General features: G+C 59.6%; 5 protein-coding genes and 1 pseudogene. 4 read left to right on the forward strand and 2 right to left on the reverse strand.

The features are described 5' to 3' along the window. From AC559A_RS18455 to mazF, 3 genes and pseudogenes are all read left to right on the forward strand, one after another. Positions 1-190, forward strand: a pseudogene (locus tag AC559A_RS18455) (hypothetical protein); the annotation flags it as partial. 241 nt (positions 191-431) lie between these two features. Then, positions 432-770, forward strand: coding sequence for an AbrB/MazE/SpoVT family DNA-binding domain-containing protein (locus AC559A_RS18460; RefSeq protein ID WP_498819168.1), 339 nt, complete (start codon positions 432-434; stop codon positions 768-770). After that, the gene (gene mazF, locus AC559A_RS18465) at positions 770-1,123 is read left to right on the forward strand and encodes an endoribonuclease MazF (protein ID WP_498819169.1); all 354 of its coding nucleotides are present in this window, start codon (positions 770-772) and stop codon (positions 1,121-1,123) included. Before AC559A_RS18460 ends, mazF begins: the two co-directional genes overlap by 1 nt. A gap of 51 nt (positions 1,124-1,174) precedes the next feature. On the opposite strand, the gene AC559A_RS18470 is transcribed toward mazF, so the two are convergent. Beyond that, positions 1,175-2,092, reverse strand: coding sequence for a diguanylate cyclase domain-containing protein (locus AC559A_RS18470; protein WP_498819170.1), 918 nt, complete (start codon positions 2,090-2,092; stop codon positions 1,175-1,177). 24 nt (positions 2,093-2,116) lie between these two features. Beyond that, complete coding sequence (locus AC559A_RS18475) at positions 2,117-5,458, reverse strand: PAS domain S-box protein (protein WP_498819171.1); 3,342 nt, start codon at positions 5,456-5,458, stop codon at positions 2,117-2,119. A gap of 255 nt (positions 5,459-5,713) precedes the next feature. Between AC559A_RS18475 and AC559A_RS18480 the strand changes: the two genes are divergently transcribed. Then, complete coding sequence (locus AC559A_RS18480; RefSeq protein ID WP_498819172.1) at positions 5,714-6,709, forward strand: nucleoside recognition domain-containing protein; 996 nt, start codon at positions 5,714-5,716, stop codon at positions 6,707-6,709. The last annotated feature ends 142 nt before the right edge of the window (positions 6,710-6,851 follow it).

Raw genomic sequence — 6,851 nt, forward strand, 5'->3', positions numbered from 1 at the left:
TTTGATGACTCATTTCGCGATTCGTGGCTTGATGCATGAAGCGGCCTTGAGCGAGGACATTGACCCTGACCAATTGTCGTTTGTCCATTCCGTAAAGGTTGTGCGGCGAAAGCTGCCGTTTTTCGGCGCTTTTCCCCCCTCAGCAGTGGATGACGTTTCACAAATCCGTGCTGAAGGAAATTCTGGATGAACGTGTTGTCTCGAGTCGTAATTGTAAATGTCCGCGGGGAGTAAAACGCAAAATGAGCAACTACCCTGTGAGGCCGAGAAATTCAAAACCTGAGCCTGTTTCAGATTACGAAATCTGCGTCGAAATATTTTAAATGAACAGTATTGGGCCTAGGGGGCAGGAGCTGCTCTGATGTACGTACCTGATCAATGTCAGATATTGCCGCTGCCTCGCGTTGCCGCGCCATCCAGGGCGGCCGCGAATGTCGCCCCTGCGGATGATTGACGGGCACGGAAATAACTACCACACTGTTCAGGTTGTTTTTGCTCGCATGCTTAGCCTGTATAAAAAGGAGTACGGTATGGAAGCAAGAGCCGTTAAAATGGGTAACAACCTGGCGTTCCTGATACCCAAACCAATCGTCGCGAAATTTGGACTCATTGAGAACGCCTCTGTCGATATTTCGCTCAGAGGCGACGAAATCGTGGTCAGGCCCATGCCCAAAAAGTATATTCTGTCCGAACTTCTGGCCGGGATAACACCGGAAAATATGCATGACGAAGTCGGCAGGGACGGGCCTAGGGGGCAGGAGCTGCTCTGATGTACGTACCTGATCGCGGTCATATCGTATGGTTGCACTTCAACCCCCAAGCCGGGCATGAACAGGCTGGTCATCGCCCGGCACTGGTGCTCTCTCCCGCGGCATACAACGGCAAAACCGGACTCGCGCTGTTTTGCCCTATCACGAGCCAAGTCAAAGGCTACCCTTTCGAGGTCAAGATCGTAGCTAATCCATCAATTTCGGGAGTTGCCCTGGCCGACCAGGTCAAAAATCTGGATTGGCGCGCACGGGGCGTGAAGTTTGCGGCAATGGTGGATGAGGCCGTTCTCGAAGAGGTTGTCGCCAAGTTTGAAGCGTTGTTCAAGTTACCCAGTCCGCTTTCGCACGGATGATCTGAGACACCCCCCGAAGCCTTCAAGTGTTTGTTGAAAAAAGCCGGGATATCAATCCTCGGCGGCCTGCACCCGATTACGCCCGGATTCCTTGGCTTTATAGAGGGCGCCGTCCGCTGCGTCCACCAGGCTCCGGGGCGATGCGGCCGGCTGGGCGAAGCTGGTGGCGTGGCCCAGGGAGACGGTTATGTGGTCCGCGACCGGGGAGTGTTCGTGGGGCAGTTTGAGGTTGGAGACGGCCTCGCGCATGGCCGAGGCGATCATCTCGGCTCCTTGAACGTCGGTCTCCGGGAGCAGGGCCGCGAACTCCTCGCCGCCGTAGCGGGCGACCAGGTCCGCCGGACGTTGAACCACGGAGCGCAACGCTCCGGCCACCTGTTGCAGGCAGATGTCCCCGGCCCCGTGACCGTAGTTGTCGTTATAGGGCTTGAAATGGTCGATATCGATCATCACCACGCTCATGGGCAGACCGTTCCGGGATGCGCGCTTCCATTCATGCTCCAGGCTCTGGTCGAAACTGCGCCGATTGGCGATTCCGGTCAGCCCGTCCACCATGGCCAACCGTTCCAGCATTTCCGTGCGGGCCTTCAACTGGACGTGGGTGCGTACCCTGGCCTTGACCACCGGGATGCTGAACGGCTTGGTGATATAGTCCACGGCCCCGAGGTTCAGCCCCAGGGCCTCGTCCTCGCTGGAGCTTTTGGCCGTGACGAAGATCACGGGGATGTCCTTGGTTTCCGGAGCGTTCTTGAGCCGCCGGCAGACTTCGTACCCGTCCATCTCCGGCATCATGACGTCCAGCAGGATGATGTCCGGCGGGTCGTCGGACGCGGCGATAATCAGGGCCTTTGGGCCGTTGGCCGCGATGCGCACCCGGTAGTCCGTGCGCAGGGCCTCGGCCAGTACCTGGATGTTGACGGGAACGTCGTCCACGATCAGTACGGATCGGAGTTCCTGGGATTCGGACATGGGTCATGCTCCTTGTTCCGGTTGCTACGACACGGCGGTTCGCATCGCCTGGAGGACGGCGAAGGCGGATTCGTAATCAAAGCGTTCCAGACAGCGCCGCACTTCCTCCATCAAGGCCCGCTCTTCTCCGGCCAAGGCCCGTTCCAATCGCTCCAGCACGGCTTCCTCAACCAAGTCCCCGCCTTCCACCAAACGGATCATCCGGTCCAGGATTGCCAGGGCGACCTCGGCATCCGGCTCTCCTAAAGCATCCGGAATATTTTGGATATCCGTGCTATTGGCGACGGCGATCCACTTGGCCAGGACGGCGAACAGTTTGTGTTGTTCAATGGGCTTGGACAGATAGTCGTCCATGCCCGCGGCCAGACATTCTTCCCGGTCTTGAGCCATGGCCCCGGCGGTCATGGCGATGATCGGAATGTGGGGTTCACGGTCGTAGGGTTCACGGTTCACGGTTGTTTCCGTGGTGTCGTCGGCATGGGTTGCAATTGGCGCAACTCCGTCGGGCGCACCGCAGTGCGCCCCTACACCAATACCGTCATCCGCCGTTTCTCCAACCGTTGAACCGTTGAACCGTGAACCCTGAACCTCCGCGGCGCGGATGCGTCGGGTCGCCTCCAGACCGTTCATCACCGGCATCTGCACGTCCATCAGCACGGCGTCGAACCGATGGGGGCGGTCGACGTCCTTCACGGCCTTGGCGTCCTCGAAAACCGCTTGCACCGCCTGGACGGCCTCCAGCCCGTTATGAGCAACGGTGACCCGCAAACCGGCCTGCTGGAGATATTCCCGGGCAACTTCCTCGTTAATGACATCATCTTCGACCAACAAGATCCGCGCCCCCCGAATGGACTCGACCAAGGTCCGGATATCCGGAAGGTTCGTCGCGGTGAAGGAAGCGGAAGGTTGCCCGAGTTCCGTTTCCGCCACGGATTGAAAGTTCGCGGTGAGCACGAAGGTGCTGCCCCGGCCCGGAACGCTTTCAAAGTCCAGGTCGCCGTGCATCATTTCGGCCAGGAATTTGCTGATGGTCAGCCCCAGCCCCGTGCCGCCGAATTTGCGGGTGGTGGACGCGTCGGCCTGGGTGAAAACAGTGAAGAGCCGTTCCCGCTCCTCGGGCTTGATGCCGATGCCCGTATCTTTCACGGCGAACCGTAGTCGAACCTGTTCAGCGTCTCGTCCCACCAGACCGACGCGCAGTTCCACTCCGCCGCGTTCCGTGAACTTCACGGCGTTGCTCAGCAGGTTGCTCAGGGCCTGTTCCAGGCGCAGCGAGTCGCCCACAAGGCTGCGGGGAACATTCGGTTCCACCAGAAAGGAGAGATCCAGTCCTTTTTCTTTGACCGGCGCTTCCATTAATGCGCTCAATTGATCCAGGACCTCATTCAGGGCAAAAAACCGCTGCTCCAGAACCAGCCGCCCGGCCTCGATCTTGGAATAGTCCAGGATATCGTTGAGGATGCGCAACAGCATCCTGGACGAGCGCAGCACCTTTTGCAAATAGTCGCGCTGCGGGGGATTCAGTTGAGTTTCCAGGCAAAGCTGGGTCAGGCCGATCACCGCGTTCAGGGGAGTGCGGATTTCATGACTCATGTTGGCCAGAAAAGTGCTTTTAGTTTTGAACGCCGTCTCAGCCGCCTCCTTAGCCTGGACCAGATCCGCTTCAACCTGCTTGCGATCGGAAATATCCACCACCATGCCGACGAAGTTGACCACCCTCCCTTGTTCGTCCCGGATCGCGGCCACGGAAAGATCCGCCCATACCACCCGGCCGGACCTGGTGAGGTAGCGCTTTTCCAGACGATAATCCTCACGCTCGCCGCCCATGATTTCCTTGAAGAACTCCACTTCCAAGGAAATATCGTCCGGGTGCGTGAATCGGCTGAAATTCATGCCGATCAACTCGCCCCCCGGGTATTCGAGCAGATGAGCGAAGCTGTCGTTGAAGGTGATGATGCTCCCGGTTTCGTCCGCAAAGGCGATTCCGGTCACGGCTCGTTCAAAGATGCCGCGATACCGCGCCACGGCTTGGGCCAGGGCCTGCTCGGTCCGCTTGCGCTCCGTGACGTCCCGGGCCGCCGAGTGGATGATTTCCCCCTGGGGTTTGGAACGCCACTCGATCCATCGATACGAACCGTCCCGGGCGCGAAAACGATTTTCAAAAAACAGCACGTCCTGTTGCGAGTTCAGGTGCGTGCTTGCGGCCTGGGTCTGGTCCACGTCGTCGGGGTGGACAAAGTCCAGATACGGTCGGCCCTCAAGCTCGGAAAGCGGATATCCGAGCACTTTTTCCCATTCAGGGTTCAGCCGGATAAATCGCCCGTGGACGTCGGCAATGCAGAGCAGATCCAGGGAGACGTTGAAAAACCGTTCCAACTCAACGCTCTTTTGCCGCAATGCCTCATCCGCCGCGGCCATGCTCGCCGCGACATGAGCCCGTCGCCGTTGGTCGGCCCAAAGCACGAGCACCGAGGCCGCGGTCAACAGGGCGAACAGGCCTCCCAACGTGAAGACATATGCTTTCCAGGAAGCATACAGCGCGTCCAGGTCGCGACCGAGCCAGACGAGCAACGGATAGTCCATGTTCAGGGACGACGGTTGCATCGCGCTCAGGGCGACCATCATCCCGTGATCGCGAAAATGAACGACGCCTCCGCTCTCGTCGGCATTGACCGAAGGCGTCGCAAGGGCGTCGGCTCGGAGCAGGTCCTGGGCGGGCCGGGTCATGTGCTCCGGGATGGTTAAAAAGTGTTGTCCCTCTCCATGGGCCGCGGAGACCCACATATCCGGAGCATAGCGCACGGAATCGAAGATGATTTTGAAAAAATCCGGATTGATGGTCGCGCTGACCACGCCGTCGAATTCCCCCTCCGGCCCGGGAACCATGCGCACCACGTTCAAGGCCCAGACCCCCAGGGCCGTGGTAAAGGGAGGACCGACATACAGAGTGTCGGCGTCCGGGGCGCGCAACGGGGCTTGAAAATAGGCGCGCTCAAAAAAACCGGTCCCGAGCACTTCCGGACGGTTGCCCGCCACGACCACGCCCTGGGCATCCAGGATAAGCAACGTCCGCACCACGGGCATGGCTTGGACAAATGCCTTCAGGCGGACATTGGCCCGGTCCAGGCCGTCGGCTTGCCCCTTCCAGGTTTCCAACTCATCCACGATGCTGCTGAGAATTTGATTGACGGAGGAAAGCTGGAGCGTCAGATTGTCCCGCAATACCCTGACCTGTCCGGACAACCGTTCCTGCTCAAAGGCCTCGACTTCACGGTAGTCGCTGTACAACGTGTGCGCGACGAACCCGCCGAGAGCCGACAACAGGGCCCCCAGCAACAACCATTCCGTCAGATAGTGTCGTTTCATGAAATACGATCTCGTGGGTGGGCGATTCCGGGCACGAACACCGCTTTGCTGAGCACGCGCCCGAGATACCGGCCGAAATACCGGCGGACATTCATGACTGCTCTGTTACGAACAGCTGTATCCTGGGCACAGGTCCGGGCAAAGTCAATCACAGCCTAAAAAGGCGATACGGACTGGTGGCGAACGGGTTGACAGCGAAGCCGGACCTCCATAGGCCTCACGCAACCCTCAAAACAAAGGATCGTCGCGCCCGCCATGCCCTCCCCCAACGCCTTGTTCACCGCTCTGTACGCCTCGCAAGACTTCTTGCGCCGCAACATCCTCGCCGCCGGACAAGTCTGCGCGGCGTTGTTCAAGGTCATGATCCCGGTGATGATCGTGATGAAGATTTCCCAGGAATTGGGACTGGTGGACGTGGTCGGCCGGGTCATGGGGCCGATGATGGAGCTGTTCGGGCTGCCCGGTCCCATGGGGCTGGTCTGGGCCACGGCGCTTTTGACCAATCTCTACGCCGCGGCCGTGGTTCTGATCACCCTGCTGCCGGAAGCGCCCCTGACCTCGGCCCAGGTCACGGTCCTGGCGACCATGATGCTCATCGCCCACGGCTTGCCCGTGGAATTGAGCATCGCCCGGCGCTCCGGGGCCCGGGTGCGTACCCAGCTCGTCGTGCGGATCGGAGCGGCCATGCTCTGCGGCTGGCTGCTGCATCTGGGCTACGGATGGCTGAATTGGGGGACCACGCCGGTCCAGCCGTCCTGGATCCCGGACGCTCCACCGGCAGGCTGGACAGCCTGGATGCTGCGGGAAGTCCGCAATCTGGCGGGAATCGCGGTGATTGTATTGATCATGCTCATGCTCCTGGACGTGCTCAAGCGCCTGGGCGTCACGGACCTGATGATCCGCCTGCTCTCCCCGTTGCTCAAATCCATGGGCATCGGCCGGGAAGCCGGGACCATCACCATCGTCGGCATGACCCTGGGCCTCTCCTACGGTGGAGGGCTGATCATCCACGAGGCCCGGTCAGGACGCATCCCGGCCAAGGACGTCTTCCTGGCCCTGACCTTCATGGGCCTGTGCCACAGCCTGATCGAAGACACCCTGCTGATGCTCCTGCTGGGCGCGGACGTCAGCGGCGTGCTTTGGGCCAGGATGGCCTTTTCCCTGGTCTTTCTCTGGATCCTGGCCTGGACCGTGGCCCGCCTCCCGGAAAGGGTGATCAACGCCTTACTGATTCGTCCCCGGACGCCTTGAAAATTACAGCGGGAGCGGAAGGAATTTTATTCAGTCACCGATGAATACCACTAGTGTCCCAACAATTAATCAAATAAACTTAGCTGCTTACTGTTTGACGTCTGTTCGCTTTCGTAACCATCACATCCAACTATCTGTAATA

It is taken from the genome of Desulfonatronum zhilinae (assembly GCF_900182865.1).
GTDB lineage: Bacteria > Desulfobacterota > Desulfovibrionia > Desulfovibrionales > Desulfonatronaceae > Desulfonatronum > Desulfonatronum lacustre.

Excerpts from the sequence above, each read along its gene's own strand:
- AC559A_RS18460 (WP_498819168.1), top strand. The coding sequence starts at position 432 with ATGTCGCCCCTGCGGATGATTGACGGGCACGGAAATAACTACCACACT.
- mazF (WP_498819169.1), top strand. The coding sequence starts at position 770 with ATGTACGTACCTGATCGCGGTCATATCGTATGGTTGCACTTCAACCCC.
- AC559A_RS18470 (WP_498819170.1), bottom strand. The coding sequence starts at position 2,092 with ATGTCCGAATCCCAGGAACTCCGATCCGTACTGATCGTGGACGACGTT.
- AC559A_RS18475 (WP_498819171.1), bottom strand. The coding sequence starts at position 5,458 with ATGAAACGACACTATCTGACGGAATGGTTGTTGCTGGGGGCCCTGTTG.
- AC559A_RS18480 (WP_498819172.1), top strand. The coding sequence starts at position 5,714 with ATGCCCTCCCCCAACGCCTTGTTCACCGCTCTGTACGCCTCGCAAGAC.